Annotated in this window: 19 protein-coding genes and 2 tRNA genes; 8 read left to right on the top strand and 13 right to left on the bottom strand. The window is 67.6% G+C overall.

Annotated features, from left to right (window positions below; genetic code table 11):
- Positions 1-61: 61 nt before the first annotated feature.
- Complete coding sequence (gene cysS, locus KBZ19_RS13640; protein ID WP_255101304.1) at positions 62-1,558, bottom strand: cysteine--tRNA ligase; 1,497 nt, start codon at positions 1,556-1,558, stop codon at positions 62-64.
- 105 nt (positions 1,559-1,663) lie between these two features.
- Positions 1,664-4,774: a DNA polymerase I gene (polA, locus tag KBZ19_RS13635; protein ID WP_261346609.1), complete on the bottom strand. Its 3,111-nt coding sequence runs from the start codon at positions 4,772-4,774 to the stop codon at positions 1,664-1,666.
- Positions 4,775-5,087: 313 nt separating this feature from the next.
- Here polA and KBZ19_RS13630 point away from each other — a divergent pair, with 313 nt between their 5' ends.
- Complete coding sequence (locus KBZ19_RS13630; RefSeq protein ID WP_094513077.1) at positions 5,088-5,336, top strand: hypothetical protein; 249 nt, start codon at positions 5,088-5,090, stop codon at positions 5,334-5,336.
- A gap of 196 nt (positions 5,337-5,532) precedes the next feature.
- Positions 5,533-6,705 carry a cation:proton antiporter gene (locus tag KBZ19_RS13625; protein WP_255101324.1) on the top strand — a complete coding sequence of 391 codons (1,173 nt, stop codon included), beginning with the start codon at positions 5,533-5,535 and terminating at the stop codon, positions 6,703-6,705.
- Between the two features lie 61 nt (positions 6,706-6,766).
- On the opposite strand, the gene gltX is transcribed toward KBZ19_RS13625, so the two are convergent.
- The 7 genes from gltX to KBZ19_RS13590 form a co-directional block, all read right to left on the bottom strand.
- Positions 6,767-8,218 (bottom strand): glutamate--tRNA ligase, encoded by a 1,452-nt coding sequence (gene gltX, locus KBZ19_RS13620; protein ID WP_255101323.1) that lies wholly within the window; start codon positions 8,216-8,218, stop codon positions 6,767-6,769.
- A 35-nt stretch (positions 8,219-8,253) separates the two neighbouring features.
- Positions 8,254-8,327: transfer RNA gene (locus KBZ19_RS13615), tRNA-Asp, on the bottom strand.
- A gap of 99 nt (positions 8,328-8,426) precedes the next feature.
- Positions 8,427-8,945, bottom strand: coding sequence for an NADPH-dependent FMN reductase (locus KBZ19_RS13610; protein WP_255101303.1), 519 nt, complete (start codon positions 8,943-8,945; stop codon positions 8,427-8,429).
- A 48-nt stretch (positions 8,946-8,993) separates the two neighbouring features.
- A complete protein-coding gene (locus tag KBZ19_RS13605) occupies positions 8,994-9,182 on the bottom strand; it encodes a hyperconserved protein Hcp (RefSeq protein ID WP_006043540.1) in 189 nt (62 codons plus the stop codon).
- A 36-nt stretch (positions 9,183-9,218) separates the two neighbouring features.
- Positions 9,219-9,291 (bottom strand) — tRNA-Trp (locus tag KBZ19_RS13600).
- 63 nt (positions 9,292-9,354) lie between these two features.
- Positions 9,355-9,804, bottom strand: a complete 450-nt coding sequence (rplS, locus tag KBZ19_RS13595; protein WP_094513430.1) for a 50S ribosomal protein L19 — start codon at positions 9,802-9,804, stop codon at positions 9,355-9,357.
- A gap of 42 nt (positions 9,805-9,846) precedes the next feature.
- Positions 9,847-10,134 (bottom strand): peptidase, encoded by a 288-nt coding sequence (locus tag KBZ19_RS13590; RefSeq protein WP_399220334.1) that lies wholly within the window; start codon positions 10,132-10,134, stop codon positions 9,847-9,849.
- A gap of 116 nt (positions 10,135-10,250) precedes the next feature.
- On the opposite strand from KBZ19_RS13590, the gene map reads away from it, so the two are divergent.
- Positions 10,251-11,150, top strand: coding sequence for a type I methionyl aminopeptidase (gene map / locus KBZ19_RS13585; protein WP_255101301.1), 900 nt, complete (start codon positions 10,251-10,253; stop codon positions 11,148-11,150).
- Positions 11,151-11,199: 49 nt separating this feature from the next.
- On the opposite strand, the gene KBZ19_RS13580 is transcribed toward map, so the two are convergent.
- Entirely contained in the window at positions 11,200-11,931 is a 732-nt protein-coding gene (locus KBZ19_RS13580; protein ID WP_255101300.1) for an NAD-dependent epimerase/dehydratase family protein, read from the bottom strand.
- A 154-nt stretch (positions 11,932-12,085) separates the two neighbouring features.
- Here KBZ19_RS13580 and ebsA point away from each other — a divergent pair, with 154 nt between their 5' ends.
- From ebsA to KBZ19_RS13565, 3 genes are read left to right on the top strand one after another with little or no spacing between them, the layout of a single operon-like run.
- Positions 12,086-12,442, top strand: a complete 357-nt coding sequence (gene ebsA, locus KBZ19_RS13575) for a type IV pilus biogenesis protein EbsA (protein ID WP_255101299.1) — start codon at positions 12,086-12,088, stop codon at positions 12,440-12,442.
- A 37-nt stretch (positions 12,443-12,479) separates the two neighbouring features.
- A complete protein-coding gene (locus tag KBZ19_RS13570; RefSeq protein ID WP_255101298.1) occupies positions 12,480-13,589 on the top strand; it encodes a phosphotransacetylase family protein in 1,110 nt (369 codons plus the stop codon).
- Positions 13,590-13,639: 50 nt separating this feature from the next.
- Positions 13,640-14,152 carry a DNA recombination-mediator protein A gene (locus KBZ19_RS13565; RefSeq protein WP_094513083.1) on the top strand — a complete coding sequence of 171 codons (513 nt, stop codon included), beginning with the start codon at positions 13,640-13,642 and terminating at the stop codon, positions 14,150-14,152.
- Positions 14,153-14,169: 17 nt separating this feature from the next.
- Here the strand turns inward: KBZ19_RS13565 and KBZ19_RS13560 are convergent, their stop codons facing one another.
- A complete protein-coding gene (locus KBZ19_RS13560; protein WP_094513084.1) occupies positions 14,170-14,589 on the bottom strand; it encodes an NfeD family protein in 420 nt (139 codons plus the stop codon).
- An 87-nt stretch (positions 14,590-14,676) separates the two neighbouring features.
- Between KBZ19_RS13560 and KBZ19_RS13555 the strand changes: the two genes are divergently transcribed.
- Positions 14,677-15,594 carry an SPFH domain-containing protein gene (locus KBZ19_RS13555; protein WP_094513085.1) on the top strand — a complete coding sequence of 306 codons (918 nt, stop codon included), beginning with the start codon at positions 14,677-14,679 and terminating at the stop codon, positions 15,592-15,594.
- Between the two features lie 72 nt (positions 15,595-15,666).
- Here the strand turns inward: KBZ19_RS13555 and KBZ19_RS13550 are convergent, their stop codons facing one another.
- Entirely contained in the window at positions 15,667-16,140 is a 474-nt protein-coding gene (locus KBZ19_RS13550; RefSeq protein WP_399220329.1) for an MAPEG family protein, read from the bottom strand.
- A gap of 40 nt (positions 16,141-16,180) precedes the next feature.
- Complete coding sequence (locus tag KBZ19_RS13545) at positions 16,181-17,248, bottom strand: serine hydrolase (protein ID WP_255101297.1); 1,068 nt, start codon at positions 17,246-17,248, stop codon at positions 16,181-16,183.
- A gap of 123 nt (positions 17,249-17,371) precedes the next feature.
- Here KBZ19_RS13545 and KBZ19_RS13540 point away from each other — a divergent pair, with 123 nt between their 5' ends.
- A complete protein-coding gene (locus KBZ19_RS13540) occupies positions 17,372-17,863 on the top strand; it encodes a YajQ family cyclic di-GMP-binding protein (protein WP_094513087.1) in 492 nt (163 codons plus the stop codon).
- The last annotated feature ends 16 nt before the right edge of the window (positions 17,864-17,879 follow it).

Here is a 17,879-nt window from a genome sequence, read left to right as displayed (position 1 = left end):
CGATCCCAAGCGGGCCCATTTCAAGCCTGCCGATTCCGATGCCGTAGGCGTTCGGGGCCGCTTACTTCCGGATCCACTCGGTGAGGCCGGTGGGGCGGTCGATCAGCTCGATGCCGGCACGGCGCAACTGGTCGCGCAGGCCGTCGGCGGTGGCGTAATCCTTACTGGCCTTGGCCAGCCGACGGGCCTCGATCACCGCCTGGATTTCGGTTTCGCTGGGTCCGTCCGCGCCGGGTGCTGTCGCCCCTGCGGCGGGCCGCTCCGCCACCAGGCCCAGCACGGTGCTGAGCTCCTGCAGCAGCAGCCAACGCTCTCGCAGGTCGTCCGGGGCGGCGGCGGCATCCCCTCGCTCCAGCCGATTGGCGAGCGAGCGCAGGGGCCGCGCCAGCTCGAACAGCACCGCCAGGGCGGCGGACGTGTTCAGGTCGTCGTCCATCGCGTCGATGAAGCGCTGGCGGGCCTCTCCCAGCGGAGCGGCAGGGTCGGCGTCGGCTTGGGGGGCCATCACCGTGGCAGCGGTTGCCGGGGCGGCGGCAGCCCAGCCGAGCGAGGCAGCGTGCTGATCCCCCACCAGCAGGGCCGCATTGAGCCCCTTCCAGCCGGTGGCCGCCGCTTCCAGCGCGGCGGCGGTGAAATCGAGCGGCTTGCGGTAGTGGGCCTGCAGCACGAACAGGCGCAGGGTCATCGGTGTGGTGCCGCCGTCCAGCAGGGCCCGGATCGTGGTGAAGTTGCCGAGCGACTTGCTCATCTTCTCGCCGCCCACGTTCACCATGCCGTTGTGCAGCCAGAAGCGCGCCAGCGCCTGGCCGGTGGCCACTTCCGACTGGGCAATTTCGTTTTCGTGGTGGGGAAAGATCAGATCGGCTCCGCCCAGATGGATGTCGATCGTGTCGCCCAGCTCCTGGCGCACCATCGCGGAGCATTCGATGTGCCAGCCGGGCCGCCCCGGCCCCCAGGGGGAAGGGAAGCTGGGCTCGTCCGGCTTGGCTCCTTTCCAGAGGGCGAAGTCGAAGGGGTGCTGCTTGCGGGCCTCTTCCGCTTCGCCCATGCGGCCGCTGGCCCCCTCCTGCTGCTCGTCGAGGCTGCGGCCACTGAGCTTGCCGTAGTCGGCCTTCTTCAGCACCGAGAAATACACGTCGCCATCGGCGGAATAGGCCGCGCCGCTGGCCTCCAGCTCCGCGATCATCCGGCGGATGCCGTCAAGGCAGCGGGTGGCCCGGGGCAGACGGTCGGGCGGCAGGATCCCGAGGGCGGCCATGTCCGTCTGAAACTCGCGGATGTTGCGCTCGCTCACCGCCTCCATCGAGCTGCCTTCGGCGGCGGCGCGGGCCAGGATCTTGTCGTCAATGTCGGTCACGTTCTGCACGAAGGTGACCGCATAACCCCGCCACTGCAGATAGCGGCGCAGCACATCCCAGGCGATATAGCTGCGGGCGTGCCCCAGGTGGCAGAGGTCGTAGACCGTGACTCCGCAGCAGTAGATCGACACCTGACCCGGCACCAGGGGCTCGAAGGCCTCGAGGCGGCGGGTGAGGGTGTTGGTGAGCCGCAGGGTCAAGAGGCATGCCGGCCCGGGGCCGGAGGAGAAAGGCAGAGGTTGGCCAGGGGCCGTGTGCGCGAACCTAGGCCGCCGACTGTGTGGAGCTGGTCACCCCGCCCTCGCCTACTTCGCTTCCATCCAGTTCGGACCCCAGCCGGTGTCCACCACCAGGGGCACGCTCAGTTGAATCGCCTGCTCCATCGTGGCCTTCACGGTGGCGATCACCTGCTCGCGTGCGTCAGGGGCCGCTTCGAGCACCAGTTCGTCATGCACCTGCAACAGCAGCCGGGCCGGCAGTGCCTGCTGCTCCAAGGTGCGCTGCAGCGTCACCATCGCCAGCTTGATGATGTCGGCGCTGGAGCCCTGGATCGGCGCATTGGCCGCGGCTCGCAACTGCTGGGCCTCCATGCCGCCCCGCCGCGCCACCTCCAGATCGATCTCGAAGGGATCCTTGCCCAGCAAGCGGCCCAGCCCATTGCGATCGAACGGGAAGGGCCGCCGCCGTCCCAGGATCGTTTCCACGTATCCCTGGCTGAGGGCGAGCCGCTCCTGAAGCTCCAGGAAAGCGAACACCTTCGGATAGCGCTGCTTGTACTTGCCGAGAAACTCCTTGGCCTGGCTGGGGCTGAGTTCGGTCTCCCGGGCCAGCCGCTGGGAACCCATGCCGTAGATCACGCCGAAGTTGATCGTCTTGCCCAGTCGCCGCTCTGCGGCACTCACCTCGGTGGTGTCCAGCAACAGGCGGGCGGTGAGGGCATGCACGTCATCGCCGTTGCGGAAGGCCTCCACCAGCACCTCCTCACCGGAGAGGTGGGTGAGGATGCGCAGCTCGATCTGGGAGTAATCGGCGCTGATCAAGTGCCAGCCCTCCTGGGGCAGGAAGGCCTTGCGGATCCGTCGGCTGTACTCGGTGCGGATCGGGATGTTCTGCAGGTTGGGGTTGCTGCTCGACAGGCGGCCGGTGGCGGTTACAGCCTGGTTGAAATCGGTGTGCACACGGCCCGTTTCCGCCTCCACCAACAGGGGCAGGGCATCCACGTAGGTGCTCTTGAGCTTGCTGAGCGTGCGGTGCTCCAGCACCAGCGGCACCACCGCATGGTCGTCTTCGAGCTTCTCGAGCACGGCGGCGTCGGTGCTCCAGCCGGTCTTGGTTTTTCGGGATTTCTTCCGATCGAGCCCGAGCGTGTCGAACAGCAGTTCCCCCAGCTGCTTGGGGGAGGCCAGGTTGAAATCAACGCCGGCCGCTGCCTTGGCCTCACCATCGAGGCGGTGCAACTGCTCCCCCAGCTCCGCACTGAGTTCGGCCAGGTAGGCGGTGTCGATGCGGATGCCGGTGGCTTCCATCTGGGCCAGCACAGGTTCCAGCGGCAGCTCCACCTGGGCGAGCAGCGGCAGCAACCGGGGCCCCATGGCCTGCAGCCGCTCGTGCAGCAGCCGGCCCAGGCGCCAGGTGAGGTGCACGTCCATGCCGCAATACAGCGCGGCTGCGGCGATCGGCACCGAGGCGAAGGTCTGCCCCTTCGCCACCAGGTCGGTGTAGCCGGTGGGGCTGAAGCCGAACTCGCGCAGGGCCATCGCCTCCAGGCCATGTTTGGCGTTGGCGTCGCGCAGGTAATCGGCCAGCAGGGTGTCCATCACCACGCCGCCCAGCTCCAGCCCGTGGCGCATCAGCACCAGCCGGTCGTACTTGGCGTTCTGCAGGGCCTTGGGATGGGCCGTGCTGGCCAGCCAGGGAGCCAGCGCGGTGAGCACCGCCGCCAGCGGCAGCTGGGCAGGGGCGTCGGTCGCTGGTTCCGCTGCCGTGAGCAGATCGGCGGCGGGTTCGGCCACTGCGGGCTGGTGTCCGATCGGGATGTAGGCCAGATCGGCAGGCCCGTCTCCCCAGCACAGCCCCACCCCAACGAGCTCCGCCTGAAAGGGGTTGAGTGCGGTGGTTTCGGTGTCGAGCGCGATCGGTGCCGTTGGATCTGTGGCTGCCAGAAGCCGCTCCACCAGGGCCGCCAGCGCGCTGGTGGTGGCGATCAGCTGGGGCTCCAGCACCGGCAGGAGGGAGCCAGCGAGAGATTCAGGCCCCCCGGCGCCGGCAGGCGGGTGGTCGCCTGAAGCCGAGCTGCTGCTCCGTGGCTCCTGGCCGTGGCCGCCTCTTTCCGCTGGTTCACCGGCGAATGCTGAGGGGGTGGCCGCGGCGGGTTCTGCGCTGGCCGTTCCGCTGGCTTTGCTGCTGGGTGTTGTGGTCTGAGCCTTCGCGCGGCCGCTGGCTGCAGCTCCGGAGAACACCCGTTCGAAGGCCTCCAGCTGGCGGGCCAGGCTGTGCAGCTCCAGCTCTTCGAGCCGCTGGGCCAGGGCGTCCCGGTCGAGGGACCCGAGGGCCAGGCGTGGTTCGCTCGGCAGCGGGATGTCCACGAGGATCTCGGCCAGCATGCGCGAGCGGAAAGCGTTGTCCCGGTCGGCCTCCAGCTTGGCTCTGAGCGCTCCCTTCTGCTGGTCGAGGGCGGCATAGATGCCATCGAGGGTGTTATGTGCCTGCAGCAACACGATGGCTGTCTTGGGGCCCACACCCTTGACGCCGGGGATGTTGTCGCTGGCGTCGCCGGTGAGCGCTTTGAGATCCACCACCTCCTCCGGCGTCACCCCGAGCTTGCTGATCACCCCCTCCCGGCGGATCACCTGCGGGCCGGCGTTGCGGGCGTAAGGTCCTCCCCCCATGTAAAGGATGGCGATGTCCCGCTCGTCATCCACCAGCTGAAACAGATCGCGATCGCCACTCAGGATCCTCACCCGCCAGCCGTCGTTTGCGGCCCGGTTGGCGAGGGTGCCGAGGACATCATCGGCTTCGTAGCCGGGCGCCATACACAGCGGCAGATCCATGGCGCCGGCAAGGATCTCCTGCAGGTTGGCCAGGTCGGTGAAGAAGTGCTCGGGCGCTTCGTCGCGGTGTGCCTTGTAGGCGGCGTCTGCGTTGTGGCGGAAGGTGGGCTCAGCGGTGTCGAAGGCGATCACAACGCCCTGGGGGGTGAGGCCCTTCACGTTGTCGAGCAGAGCCTTGAGAAAGCCATAGGTGACGCTGGTGGGCACACCATCGCGGGTGGCCAGGCCCCCTTCACCGCCTTTGGCGAAGGCATAGAAGCTGCGGAAGGCCAGCGAGTGGCCGTCCACGAGCAGCAGCAGGGGCCGCTGCTCCCCCACCGACCGGTGATCGGCCGGAGCGTTGGGGGCTGGGCCGGCCCCAGGCAAACCATTCTCTGGTGAACCACTCCCAGGCAAACCTGCTTCAGCCGGACCACTCTCAGCCGAATTCTTCGTTGCCTTGGCCACGTCCTGCCCCACCCTCAGCTGCGCCTCAGCCTGCCATCTGGAACCACCACAGGGCGGCCTGCCGGACTTGATCCTCCCAATCGCCCACCGCTTGCGGTGACCCGTCGTCTGCACGTGCGATGCATCCAGGAGTGATGCTTCGTCGGGCGCTTTAGATTTCCGCCAGCCCCCGGGGCTGTGGCCCACGGCCGTCTCCTGCGGAGCCACCGGTCGCTTCCCGCACGCGCACGCCATGGACTCCCAATCCCAACGCCAACCCCGCCGCTACACCATTCATCTGCTGCTGCTCGGCGGTCACCAGCAGATCATCCATTTCGCCACGCTCGACGCGTTCCAGCAGTGGTACGGCGGCGTGCTCAACGGCAGCAACGGCGATGCCTTCGTGAATGTGCCGATCAACGACCTTGAAGGGGAATACCTGGTGCTGCGTCCCAGCTCTGTGGTGGGGATCCGCATCGTGCCGGAATTCGCTTCCCGATGATCCCCATGGTTGCAGCGCGTCCCAGCCCGCCTGAACAGGCCCGGGGCCTCCCGCACCGGAGGTCTGCAGTCGCCACCGTGCTCACGCCGCGCAGAGCCACTGTGATCACGCCGCCCAAGGCCATCGCTCTCCTTCTGTCCGGGGCCGCTTGAGCAGGCTGGAGCTGATCTGGGGTGAGGCCTTCTTCGCCGGGGCGATGGCCCAGTTGCTGGCACAGCTCAGCCGTTTGCCGGCGGTGGTGCTGCTGCTGGCGGTGGGCCTGGTGATCGGCAGGGCCGGCTTCGACCTGGTGGACACCGAGGCGCTGGGGCCGGTGCTGGAGCCACTGGTCAGCCTGTTGGTGGGCCTGATCCTGTTCGATGGCGGCCTCAATCTGAGGCTGGCGGGCCGCGACCTGCAGCGCACCGTTGTGCAGGTGGTGCTGGTGCGGGCCGTGCTGGGCTTCCTGGCGGCGGTGCTGCTGGCCCACCTGCTGGCCGGTCTGTCCTGGCCGCTGGCTCTGGTGTTCGGGGCGATCGCGCTCGCCACCGGCCCCACCGTGGTCACACCGATGGTGCAGCAGATGCGCCTGTTGCCCTCGCTCGCCAATGTGCTCGAAGCCGAAGGGCTCGCGCTCGAACCGCTGGGCGCCGTGCTGGCGCTGCTGCTGCTGCAGCTCGCCATCGGTGATCTCGGCAGCTGGCAGGAGGTGGCCAGTCGGCTGGTGCTGCGGCTGGGTGGCGGTGTGCTGATCGGCAGCCTGGCGGGGTGGCTGCTCTCTGAGCTGCTGCGCCGTCTGCTGCAAGGCTCCGAGGTGCTCGATGCCCTGGCGCTGCAGCTCAGCCTCGGCGTGCTGTTCCTGCTGGTGGGAGGCTGCGAAACCCTGTTGCCCGAATCCGGATTACCGGCTGCCGTGAGTGCCGGGGTGGTGGTGGGGCTGAGGCTCGAGGGTGGGGCCAGTCAGCTCGATGAGCTGATCCGGCAACTCGCCTTGCTGGCCATCACCGTGCTGTTCCCGCTGCTGGCCGCCGATCTGTCCTGGTCGGAGTTGAGCCCGCTGGGGCTGGGTGGCGTGGCCTGCGTGCTGGTGCTGATGCTCTGCCGCTGGCCGGTGATCCAGGTGGCGGGCCTGGGGTTGCCCGGGCTCGGCTGGCGCGAAAAGCTCATGCTCAGCTGGATCGCCCCGCGCGGGATCGTCACCGCCGCCGTGGCCAGCCTGTTCGCCCTCCGGCTCGACGAAGCCGGAGTTCCGGGCGGCGGCGCTCTCAAGGGCCTCGTGTTCCTCACGATCCTCCTCACGGTGGGGATTCAGGGGTTCACCGCCGCAGCCCTGGCCCGGCGGCTGGGCCTGGTGGAGCCGGCACGTGATCTGGGTGGAGCCGGAGGCTGACGGCGCTGGCTGGCCCCTCGGTCTGAGCGGGCCTGGTCGTGAGCGCCGCTGCTGGCCAATTTCAGAGGCTGCGCTGCAGTCGAGCGACGGCCTCGCCGCCGGGCTGGAGCAGCAGCAGGGTGGCCACGAGATCGGGGCCCTGAAGGCTGCCGAGCAGGGCTGCCCGCAGGCTCTTCATCACCACGCCCTTCTTCACGCTGGCTGTCTTGGCGGCCTCCCCCAGCAGGGTCTTGGCCTGATCGGCATCAAGTGCTTGGTGGGCCAGCTGGGCGGGATCCGCAGGCTCCAGTGCCTGCAGCACTGCCGCCAGGGCCGCCCTGGCCCCTTCGCTCTCGATCTGCTGGCGGGCTTCGTCGTTGAGGCTGGGACGCTCGAAGAAGGGCCGGGCCTGCTCGACGCCGTCCTGCAGCGTGACCAGGGAGGGGCCCAGCAAGGCGGCTAGCTCCAGCTCCCAGCCGGCCTCCCCTGAGGGGGCGCTCCACCCCTGGGCCCGCCAGCGCGGCGCCAGCAGAGCCAGCAGCTGCTCGGCCGGCAAGCCATGCAGCACCTGGGCGTTCAGCCAGTTGAGCTTGTCCCAGTCGAAGCGGGCGCCGGCGCGATTGACCCGCTCGAAGCCGAAGACCGGTGCCGCCTCGGCCAGGCTGAAGCGCTCCCCCATGCCCTCCGGCGGCGACCAGCCGAGCAGGGTCATGTAGTTGGCCAGCGCATCGGCGGTGTAGCCCAGCTCTCGGAACTCGCTCAGCGACGTGACCCCATCGCGCTTGGAGAGCTTGCGGCCTTCGCCGTTGAGGATCAGGGGCGTGTGGGCAAACTCCGGTGCGGCCAGGCCCAGCGCGTCGTAGAGCAGCAACTGCTTGGCGGTGTTGGCGATGTGGTCTTCGCCGCGGATCACGTGGCTGATCGCCATGGCGGCGTCGTCGACGACCACCACCAGGTTGTAGAGGGGATCGCCGATGCCATCAGCCGGGGCGCGCCGGGCGATCACCATGTCGCCGCCCAGGTCGCTGCCGCTCCAGCGCATCTCGCCGCGCACCAGATCGTTCCAGACGATCGTGGCGCCGTCATCGATGCGGAAACGGACCACCGCTTCACGCCCTTCGGCGATGAAGGCCTGCTCCTGCTCCGGGCTGAGGTGGCGGTGGCGGTTGTCGTAGCGGGGGGCCTCCTTGGCGGCGGCCTGAGCCTCCCGCATCTCCGCCAGCTCCGCCTCGCTGGCGTAGCAGCGGTAGGCGTGCCCGCTGGCGAGTAGCTGCTGGATCGCGGCGCGATGCGCCTCGATGCGCTCGCTCTGGATCACCGGCTCCTCGTCCCAGTCCAGGCCCAGCCAGCGCAGGCCGTCGAGGATGTTGGCGGTGTATTCGGGCCTGGAGCGCTCGCGATCGGTGTCCTCGATGCGGAGCAGGAAGGCACCGCCGAGGTGGCGCGCGAAGAGCCAGTTGAACACCGCCGTGCGGGCTGTGCCGATGTGAAGCGTGCCGGTAGGGCTGGGAGCGAGACGAACCCTCACCGTCAATGCGTTCACTCCTGGTGGATGGGATGAATTGAAAACGGGACTGACGGGGCTCGAACCCGCAACTTCCGCCGTGACAGGGCGGTGCTCTAACCGATTGAACTACAGTCCCAGTTCATCCGTACTGGTGGCTCGGCTGGGCCGGGCTCCCGTGCGGGGTGCGCTGTCGCGTCGGCGACCTCGGCAGTATCAGTTGCCGCCGGTCCCGTCGTCAACCAGCCGATGCGATGGCAGGCGCCAGACGGTGCAACTCTGCAACCATCGCGCTGATGGAGGCAGGGTTGGCGGGCTTCTGGCCGGTGCTCAGCAGCTCCCGCCCCAGCACTGAGCAGCCGAGATGGGCGAACTGCAGGCGCATGGCGCTCAGCACCTTCTGACCGCCACCGCCGCTGTGGGTGGCCAGAGCCACAGGAAGGCCGTTGAACAGCTCGCGAAAATCATCGCTGCTGCGTGACAGCCAGGCGAGGGCGTTGTTGAGCGTGGGCGGCAGGGAGCCGTTGTATTCGGGCGCGCACACCCACAGCCGCCCCAGGGAGCGCAGCTGGTGGGCCAGCGCATCTAGCCCAGGGTGGGCGCCGCCGCCGGCCACCTCGGCCGCTGGGCTGTAGAGCGGCAGGCCGAGATCGACCAGATCCATCACATGAAAAGCGTGGCCCTGAAGCTCTGCTTCCTGGGCCACACGTGTAGCGAGAGTGAGATTGTGGCCATTGCTGGCCGCAAGAATCAGCATGGCCGGCGGCTTGAAGCAATCAGCGGCGCACGAAAAAGATCCGCGCGCTCAGGGGCGAAAGCCAGCAGGTTCAATGAGACGGACCTGGTTGCCACGGGCGGTGAATTCCCGACCTTGGTCGCTCTGAACCACCACACGGCCTCCGGATTTGACCCGGATCACCCGAGCTCGTACCCAGCCCAGTGCGGCCGACTCAAGAACCTTGACCACATCACCGGGTTGTAGATCCAACTCCATGTCCGGAACCAGAAAAGTGCAGGAAGGGTCATCGAGCGCGCCGTGGAGGACTTGAACCCCCGACATCAGGTTTTGGAGACCTGCGTTCTACCAACTGAACTAACGGCGCAAGGCGATGACCCTCAGAAGGTGCCGCAGGGCGACACCTGGATAGACGATGGGAATCGCGGGATCAGCGGTCGAAGCGTTGCTTGACCCTGGTGGCCTTGCCCACCCGATCGCGCAGGTAAAAGAGCTTGGCACGACGCACCTTACCCCGGCGTTCCACCTTGATCGTGGCCACCTGAGGGCTGTGCAGCATGAACACACGCTCCACGCCGATGCCCTGGAAGATCCGGCGCACGGTGATGGTTTCGTTGAGGCCGCCGTGGCGCTTGGCGATCACCACACCCTCGTAGGGCTGGATGCGCTCCTTGTTGCCCTCGCTGATGCGCACGCCCACACGGACGGTGTCGCCCACGTAGATCTCGGGAAGGTCGCTCTTGAGCTGCTCCGCCTCGAATGTGCGCATCAGCTCGTAGGCGCTGAGCTTGCCGGTGCGGACCGCAGGCGCTGCCGCAGCGGTGCCCGCTTCGGGAGTGCTCGTCTCGCTGGTGCTGTCTTCGATGAGTTCCGCTGCCATCCCGGCTTCCTTCACGCCTGAGCAAACAGCGACTTTACCGGGTCATCCGCCCCCCTCGGAAGCGTCGCCGCCGGTGCGGTTGGTGGCAGCGGGCCCGGCGGGGCGCCGGGCGGCAGTGGCGCGCTGCCATTTGCCGGCCACCATGGCGCCTCCGCTGACCAGCATCCACAGCAATCCCAGGCCGTTGAGGGCCACATAAAAGGTCTTGCCGGTGCTGCCCAACCATTCGCCTTCATGAAGCACCATCAAGAGGTGGGCCTGATCGCGGCCCAGGCCGCCCCAGTCACGCAGCAGCCGGTACCCCATGCCGGTGGTCGCTGTGAGAAGCATGGGGGCGAGCACGAACGGAGCTGCCTGCGCATGCCAGCGCCGCAACGCCGCCAGGGTTTGCATAGGTGCCGGGTTGAAATTGGTAGCTTGGAGTCTGAGATGTCAAGGATCCGTCGATGAATCTGTTCGCCGATCTGCTGGCCGCCACCCAAGGATCGAGCGCACAGGGCGGCGGAGGGGCGGCCGTGGGAATGGCGGCGGCGTCGCCCTCTTCTGTGGTCACCCAGGCCGGTCCCCGCATTCAGAAAAGCCGTCGCGGCGTGGAGATCAAGTCGGCGCGCGAGATCGGCATCATGCGGCGCTCCAGCCGGATCGTGGCCACCGTGCTGCGCGAACTGCTGGAACTGGCCGCCCCCGGCATGACCACCGCCGACCTCGATCGCCACGCCGAACGGCGCATCCGTGAACTGGGCGCCACCCCCAGCTTCAAGGGCTACCACGGCTTCCCCGCCAGCATCTGCGCGAGCATCAACAACGAAGTGGTGCACGGCATCCCCAGCAGCAAGCGGGTAATCCGCGAGGGCGATTTGCTCAAGATCGACACCGGCGCCTACTTCGAGGGCTACCACGGCGACAGCTGTGTGTCCCTTTGCGTGGGTGCCAGCAGCGACGACGCCTGCCGACTCAGCCGCGTGGCCCAGGAGTCGCTGATGCAGGGCCTGGCCAAGGTGAAGGCCGGCAACACCCTGCTCGACATCGCCGGCGCCGTCCAGGACCACGTCGAAGCCCATGGCTACAGCGTGGTGGAGGACTACACGGGCCACGGCGTGGGCCGCAACCTGCACGAAGAGCCCTCGGTGTTCAACTTCCGCACCAAGGATCTGCCCAACGTGAAGCTCCGCCCCGGCATGACCCTCGCCGTGGAGCCGATCCTCAACGGCGGCAGCAAGCACTGCCGCACCCTGCGCGACCGCTGGACGGTCGTGACGGTGGACGGAAGCCTTTCGGCCCAGTGGGAGCACACGATCGCCGTCACCTCCGACGGTTGCGAGATCCTCACCGACCGCGACTTCTGAGCGGCATCGCCATGCGCCAGGCCACGCAGCCGCGGTGCGCTCCGGCCACTCAGATGATGCGGCTTGTGAGCCCGAAGTAGAGCCGTCGCATCAGCACCGCCAGCGGGAACAGCAGATAGGTGAGTGGGTTGGGGGTCACGATCACCAGCCCCATGCCTCTGCGTACCTGGGCGATCACCTGACCGGCCACGAAGTCGGCACTCATCACACCGATCGGATTGAGGGCGGAGCGGAAGGGGCCGAGCACCAGGCGCCGGATCCGGCAGGCCCGGGGCCCCTGCTGATCGAGGCTGCGCAGGCTGAGCAGCTGACCCAGCAGGCGCTTGCTGATCTCATAGAGCGGGCTCACCGCCGGCATCAGTTCGGCTTCCGACGTGTTCACCCACAGCTCGCGGCGGGGGCGATCAGCCGCAGGCTCGGGCAGAGACAGAAACAGCTCCACCAGACGCCAGCTGCTCAGCGCGTTCACCTCGAGGCTGCGCTCCACGGCGGCGGGACTGCGATCCCCATGCACGTTCACGCCATGGTTGATCACCAGGATGTCCACATCCAGCAGCTGATCACGCAGCGCCGCCTCTCCGCCGCAGCCCCAGCAGAGACTGGACAACGGAATCGGTTGCCCGCTGGCATCGCTGAGTTCTACGGCGGTGGGCCGGGAGGTGAGCGCCAGCAGCCTGGCCCCCTGGCCATGGAGGCGGCGGAGCAGGGCGCTGCCGAAAGCGCCACCGGCGCCGGTGACCGCCACATGCCGGCCCTGCAGTGGCAGCAAGGCGGACCTCATGGCATTCATCGCTGCGCGGTGGTGGGCGAACCACTGTTACAGCCGGTACGATCAGGTGAGGACATTCTTTTTGTTCTAAGGACAGGCAACATCCAACGTGTTTAGTGAGGGCCCAGCACAAGGATCATCCACCCTGTCCCAGGAAGCTGCACAGGTGGCCTTGTTCGCCCCCTATTGCGGTGGACTGAGCCGTGAAGGCTGGTTGCAACGCGGTCTCGATCAGCTCGCCCTCCGGCGGGTGAGTGGGCTGCGCCCGCTGCATCCGAACGGGGCCCATCGCTTCGAGCTCAGCTGGACCTCCGGTGTAGCCCCGCAACAGCCGAGCCAGTGTGAGCTCGCCTTCCCTGACCAACCGGACATCCGCTACAGCTTCACGGTGCCCACCCACCACCTGGTGTGCTGGTTGATGGATCTGCTGGAAGACCGCGCCGTGAGCGGTGGTGGCGACCTTCCCGAATCGTTCTGGCGCTGGCTGATCCTCGGCGAGGCCCCGCCACCGGTCTCCTCGTAGGCTGCTGCCTGACCCTGGCCCCGGCGAACCCATCCCCATGAGCAGCACTCTGCTGATCGGTTCGTGCCACCCCTTCAGCGGAAAATCAGCGCTGGTGCTCGGCCTGGCAAGGCAGGCCGCCCGCATGGGTGTGCCGGTGCGTTTCGGCAAACCCCTGGCCACCAGTCTGCGGCTGGATCGCAGGCCCTTACCCGGTGGCGATGGTCCATCGGCCCCGCTGATCGATGACGACGTGCGTTTCGTCGGCGGCATCCTCGGCCTGGCGCCAGACTGCCTGGTGCCTTCGCTGCAGCTGCTGGAGCCGGCCACGGCGCGGCAGCGACTCCTGCAGGGCGAACTGGGCGCCGGTGATGGATTCGGGGCCCTGCGCGACCACCTCAGTGCCCCCAATGATGGGCTCACGCTGCTGGAGGCCTCCGGCAGCCTCAGCGAAGGTCTGCTCTATGGGCTGAGCCTGGTGCAGCTGGCGCACGGGCTGGAAGCCCCGGTGGTCCTGGTGCACCACTGGCTCGACAGCTGCAGCATTGATCCCCTGCTGCAGGCCCGCGACTTGCTCGGCGAGCGCCTGGCCGGCGTGGTGCTGAACGCTGTGGATCCCGATGCCGTCGAGACCCTCCTGCAGGAGGAAGTGCCCGCCATGGAGCGTCTGGGGCTGCAGGTCTTCGGCGTGCTGCCCCGCAGCCCACTGCTGCGCAGCGTCACCGTGGAAGAGCTGGCCGAGCGGCTGGGCGCGAAGGTGCTCTGTTGCCCCGAGCGGCTCGATCTGCTGGTGGAAACACTCTCGATCGGGGCGATGAACGTCAACTCCGCGATGGAATTCTTCCGTCGCCGGCGCAACATGGCCGTGGTCACCGGTGCCGACCGCACCGACATCCAGCTGGCGGCCCTGGAGGCCTCCACCCAGTGCCTGATCCTCACCGGCGCAGGCGATCCGCTCTCCCAGCTCATCAATCGCGCCGAAGAACTCGACGTGCCCCTGCTCAAGGTGGAGCACGACACACTCACCACCGTGGAGGTGATCGAGCGGGCCTTCGGCAACGTGCGTTTGCACGAATCCGTCAAAGCCACCTACGCCATCCGGCTGGTGGAGGAACACTGCCGCTTCGACCGCCTGTTCGATCGCCTGCGGCTGCCGATCAGCGCCTGAAGCTCCTGCAGGGGCGCTGCTAGTTTCGTGCCATCGGCTGCACGTGCTCGGTGACCCGGTCCCTTGATCTGCCCCCTCTGGACCGGATTGACACCCTGGCTCAGGAACTGGCCCTGCTGCAGGACACGGGCAAGCGACGCATCGCCATCCTCGGCAGCCGCCACGTGCCGGTGGTGTCGATCCATCTGGTGGAGCTGGTGGCCCGCTCCCTGGCCCAGGAGGGGCACAGCCTCGTCACCTCCGGCTCCCAGGGGGTCAACGCCGCCGTGATCCGCGGCGTGCTCGGCGTCGACCCCTCGCGCCTCACCGTGCTGCTGCCCCAGAGCCTCGAGCGTCAGCCGCTGGAATCGCGCCAGCAGCTGGAGAAGGTGCTGCACCTGGTGGAGAAGCCCGACCACGACGATCTGACCCTGCCGATGGCCAGCACCCTCTGCAACCAGGAGATCATCGGCCGCTGCGACCAGCTGATCTGCTTCGCCTTCCACGACAGCGAAACCCTGCTGGCCAGCTGCCGCACCGCCGAAGACATGGGCAAGGTGGTCACCCTGCTGTTCTTCGACTGAGCGCTGGGGAGCACCTCTCAGCGCCCATCGGCCAGCACTTCCAGCTTGGTTCCCACGCGGCGCATCACCACCACCGCGGCGCCCGGCAGCAACCGTTCCCCTTCCAGACTTTCCGCGGCCCAGCTCTGCCCCTGCCAGCGCACGCGGCCGCGCCCCTGGGCATCGAAGCCATCGATCACCACGGCCCGGTCGCTCGTTTCGATCCGATCGCGGGCCGGCCGTTGCCGCTTCGACCAGGCCCAGATCGCCGCGCTCCCCGCCACGGTGAGCAGCGCGAACAGCCCCAGCTGCAGCGGCAGGGCCAGCCCCAGCAGCGCCGTGAGCGACGAGACCACCAACGCCGCCATGGCGGCGATCAGAAAGCCGCCGAAGCCCGGCACGCTCACCTCCACCAGGAACAGCACCGCCGCCACCGCCAGCCAGATCAGGGATGCCATGACGGGGAGTCTCGAATCGGCCCCAGTCTGCTGGCTGGGCCCGGGCGGGCTGCGTACTGTGATGGCACCCCGTTCTCTGCCGCCTTCATGGAGGTCCTGTTTTCCTTGCCCGCGCTGGCGCTGCTTGCGGTGCTCGGAGTGAGCAGCGTCAAGATCACCAATGGCGGCCGCTCGATGCTGGTGGAGCGCCTCGGCAAGTACGACCGCCAGCTCACCCCCGGCATGTCGCTGGTGCTGCCGGTGGTGGAGCGCATCGTCAGCAACGAGTCACTGAAGGAGCGGGTGCTGGACATTCCCCCGCAGCAGTGCATCACCCGCGACAACGTCTCGATCGAGGTGGATGCGGTGGTGTACTGGCAACTGCTTGAGCATGCCAAGGCCTACTACGCCCTCGACAACCTCAAGTCGGCGATGGTGAACCTGGTGCTCACCCAGATTCGCTCGGAGATGGGCAAGCTCGACCTCGACCAGACCTTCTCCACCCGCTCCGAGGTGAACGAGGTGCTGCTGCGCGAGCTTGATCAGGCCACCGATCCCTGGGGCGTGAAGGTGACCCGCGTGGAACTGCGCGACATTCAGCCCTCCAAGGGGGTGCAGCAGGCGATGGAGATGCAGATGAGTGCGGAGCGGGAGAAGCGGGCGGCCGTTCTTCGTTCCGAGGGGGAGCGAGAGGCCCAGGTGAATGCCGCCAAGGGGCGGGCCGAAGCGCTGGTGCTTGATGCCAAGGCCAAGCAGGAGGCGGTGCTGCTCGATGCCGATGCCCAGGCCAAGCAGCAGTTGCTGCTGGCCAGGGCCAGGGCCGAATCAGCCGCCCAGCTTGCCGCCGTGATCGACTCCCATCCCGCTGCCGCTGAGAGCCTGAGGCTGCTGCTCGCCAAGGACTGGATGGCGATGGGCCAGGCGATGGCAGCGAGCAAGGGGGGATCGGTGCTGATGGTGGATCCCCAGAGCCCCGCCTCCCTGCTGGCCGCGCTCAAGGGGCTGCAGGAGAAGGGCGGCAGCTGAGCGCTGGCCCGGGCTGGCAGCGCGCACTTCAGGCGACCAGCCCGGACGGACTTCAGGCGAGCATCCCGGACTTCAGGCGTGCAGCAGTGCCTTGAGCCCTTCCGTGTAGAGCAGGGCGGTGCAGAGCAGGGCACCGACCCAGCTCAGGCTGCGCAGCAGCGGCTGGTTGGCCAGGTAGGCGCCGATGTAGGCCAGCCGCAGCGCCGGGTGCAGCAGGGCCGCCAGGGCCAGCAGCGGCGACGCTGCCAGCATCGCCGGCGCCGCCAGCAGGCAGAGCAGGCAGGCGGGCGCATGCAGCGTGAAGGCCTCGAAACAGTTCTGGTGGGCCCAGCTGGCCCTTTGACCCCAGGCCGGCAGCCGCTCGAACATGGCCCGCGGGGCGGCCAGATCGGCGGGGGTGAAATCCGCGTTGGCCCGCCCGGCCCCCAGTGGCACCAGGCTGAGGATCACCACCGCCCCCGACAGCACCAGAGACCAGGCCAGGGGGGCCTTCGGTTCGCCCGTCAGCAGCAACGGCAGGTCCATGAACAGCAGTGGCAGGTCCATGGGAGGGGCGCATGGGGGAGGTTCTGTTCTACCGGGCGGCTCAGCCTGAGAAGAACCCTGCCGCAGCCCGAAAGATGCCCGCGATCGTGTCGATGAAGGTTTGAATGGTGGCCTTGGCGGCCGCAGGATCGGTGTCCTTCCAGTTCTGCTGGAAGGAGAACGTGATCCAGCGGCCGTTGCACAGCCGCATGCCGCCGGCCAGCGACATCACATAGTCGGGGGCGAAATCCAGGCTTCCCCCCTTGAGGAACAGATGGGCGCGGGGCAGATCCAGCACGGTGATCGCTGGCGGCAACCCCAGGATGCGCCTGAACTCCTTCAGGGAACTGCTGGTGCGGAACAGCTCTCCCTGCAAGGCCCTGGAATAGAAGCGGACGAAATCCGCGGGAGACCCCACCATCGTCTCCTGGTCGTTGATGATTGGCCGCGTCTGCGTTCCGCTGGCCTCCAGGGCTTTGTTGACCCCTTGCCAGCCCAGATCCACGCCGGCGGGGGCTCCCAGCAGGTAGGAGAAGAACTGACGCGTGCTGGTGGGGATCCGGGTATCAGGCAGGCCGAGAGAGGCGATCAAGCCCCGCACGTTGTCCGCGCCGATCCGCTTGAGCACCATGTCGGTGGCGGTGTTGTCGCTGTGCATGATCATGGCTTCCAGGGCCACCGAAGCCGGAATCGTGCCGCTGACGTTCTCCAGCACCAGGCTGCTGAGAAACCGCACCGAATCATTCACTGGTAACTGTTCCTGCAGGCTGACCTTGCCGCTCTCCAGCTGCCGCAGGAATTCAGCCAGCACGTACACCTTGAAGCTGCTGCCGCAGAACAGGGGCTGGCTTGGATTCAGCCCCTGTTGCCAGGCAGCCTTCGTCTGGGCTCCCGATGCCGAGGCTCCCGATGCCGAGGCGCTGAATGCCGGCGAACGCATCAGGAACGCCTTCTCTCCTCTCAGGGCGCTGAAGGAGGAACGAATGGTCTGATTCAGAGCGTCAAGGCTGCGCGGTGGGGAAGGGGCCGTTGCAGCCCGGGAGCGTCCGCTCTGGAGGAACAACGACAGGGTGGAGCCCAGGGCCACTCCCCCGATGGAATCCAGCACGCGGCGCCGGGACGTAGACATCACCATCAGCTCAGGGGGTTCGGGGAGGGGCGCAGCCCTCCTCCCCGGTCCATCCTCACCCTGGCCATGGGACGCCCGGAAGCACTTTCCTAAAGTCAGGTCTTCAGCTCCGAGCACCTGCCCATGGCCGACACCTTTTCTTTCGACGTGGTGTCGGATTTCGATCGGCAGGAGCTGGTGAATGCGCTGGACCAGGTGCGCCGTGAGGTGGGTCAGCGCTACGACCTCAAGGACTCCAAGACCGAGATCGATCTGGAGGAGAACAGCCTCACGATCACCACCGCCAGCGACATGACCCTGGAAGCCGTGGCCGATGTGCTGCGCCAGAAGGCCGTCAAGCGTGAGCTCTCGCTCAAGATCTTCGATTTCCAGCCGGCGGAGCCGGTGGGCGGCAACCGCGTGCAGCAGGTGGTGAAGCTGCGCAAAGGCCTCAGCCAGGAGCTGGCCAAGCGGCTCAGCAAAACGGTGCGCGATCAGGTCAAGAAGGTCACCGTGGCGATTCAGGGCGAGAGCCTGCGGGTCACGGGCAAGAACAAGGACGATCTGCAGCAGGTGATCCAGCTGCTCCGCGCTGAAGATCTCGAGCTGCCGCTGCAGTTCGAGAATTACCGCTGAACGGGCGGTGCAACAG

The organism is Synechococcus sp. L2F (assembly GCF_024345695.1).
In the GTDB taxonomy this organism is placed as follows: domain Bacteria; phylum Cyanobacteriota; class Cyanobacteriia; order PCC-6307; family Cyanobiaceae; genus MW101C3.
This window is presented reverse-complemented; position numbering and strand designations above follow the sequence as displayed.

What these genes read in the sequence shown, in the direction of transcription:
- KBZ19_RS13610 (WP_255101303.1), bottom strand. Translation starts at nt 8,945, where the DNA reads ATGCTGATTCTTGCGGCCAGCAATGGCCACAATCTCACTCTCGCTACA.
- rplS (WP_094513430.1), bottom strand. Translation starts at nt 9,804, where the DNA reads ATGGCAGCGGAACTCATCGAAGACAGCACCAGCGAGACGAGCACTCCC.
- map (WP_255101301.1), top strand. Translation starts at nt 10,251, where the DNA reads ATGAATCTGTTCGCCGATCTGCTGGCCGCCACCCAAGGATCGAGCGCA.
- KBZ19_RS13580 (WP_255101300.1), bottom strand. Translation starts at nt 11,931, where the DNA reads ATGAGGTCCGCCTTGCTGCCACTGCAGGGCCGGCATGTGGCGGTCACC.
- KBZ19_RS13545 (WP_255101297.1), bottom strand. Translation starts at nt 17,248, where the DNA reads ATGTCTACGTCCCGGCGCCGCGTGCTGGATTCCATCGGGGGAGTGGCC.
- KBZ19_RS13550 (WP_399220329.1), bottom strand. Translation starts at nt 16,140, where the DNA reads ATGGACCTGCCACTGCTGTTCATGGACCTGCCGTTGCTGCTGACGGGC.
- KBZ19_RS13590 (WP_399220334.1), bottom strand. Translation starts at nt 10,134, where the DNA reads ATGCTTCTCACAGCGACCACCGGCATGGGGTACCGGCTGCTGCGTGAC.
- KBZ19_RS13605 (WP_006043540.1), bottom strand. Translation starts at nt 9,182, where the DNA reads ATGGAGTTGGATCTACAACCCGGTGATGTGGTCAAGGTTCTTGAGTCG.
- KBZ19_RS13570 (WP_255101298.1), top strand. Translation starts at nt 12,480, where the DNA reads ATGAGCAGCACTCTGCTGATCGGTTCGTGCCACCCCTTCAGCGGAAAA.
- KBZ19_RS13540 (WP_094513087.1), top strand. Translation starts at nt 17,372, where the DNA reads ATGGCCGACACCTTTTCTTTCGACGTGGTGTCGGATTTCGATCGGCAG.
- KBZ19_RS13625 (WP_255101324.1), top strand. Translation starts at nt 5,533, where the DNA reads ATGGCCCAGTTGCTGGCACAGCTCAGCCGTTTGCCGGCGGTGGTGCTG.
- KBZ19_RS13555 (WP_094513085.1), top strand. Translation starts at nt 14,677, where the DNA reads ATGGAGGTCCTGTTTTCCTTGCCCGCGCTGGCGCTGCTTGCGGTGCTC.
- KBZ19_RS13560 (WP_094513084.1), bottom strand. Translation starts at nt 14,589, where the DNA reads ATGGCATCCCTGATCTGGCTGGCGGTGGCGGCGGTGCTGTTCCTGGTG.
- KBZ19_RS13630 (WP_094513077.1), top strand. Translation starts at nt 5,088, where the DNA reads ATGGACTCCCAATCCCAACGCCAACCCCGCCGCTACACCATTCATCTG.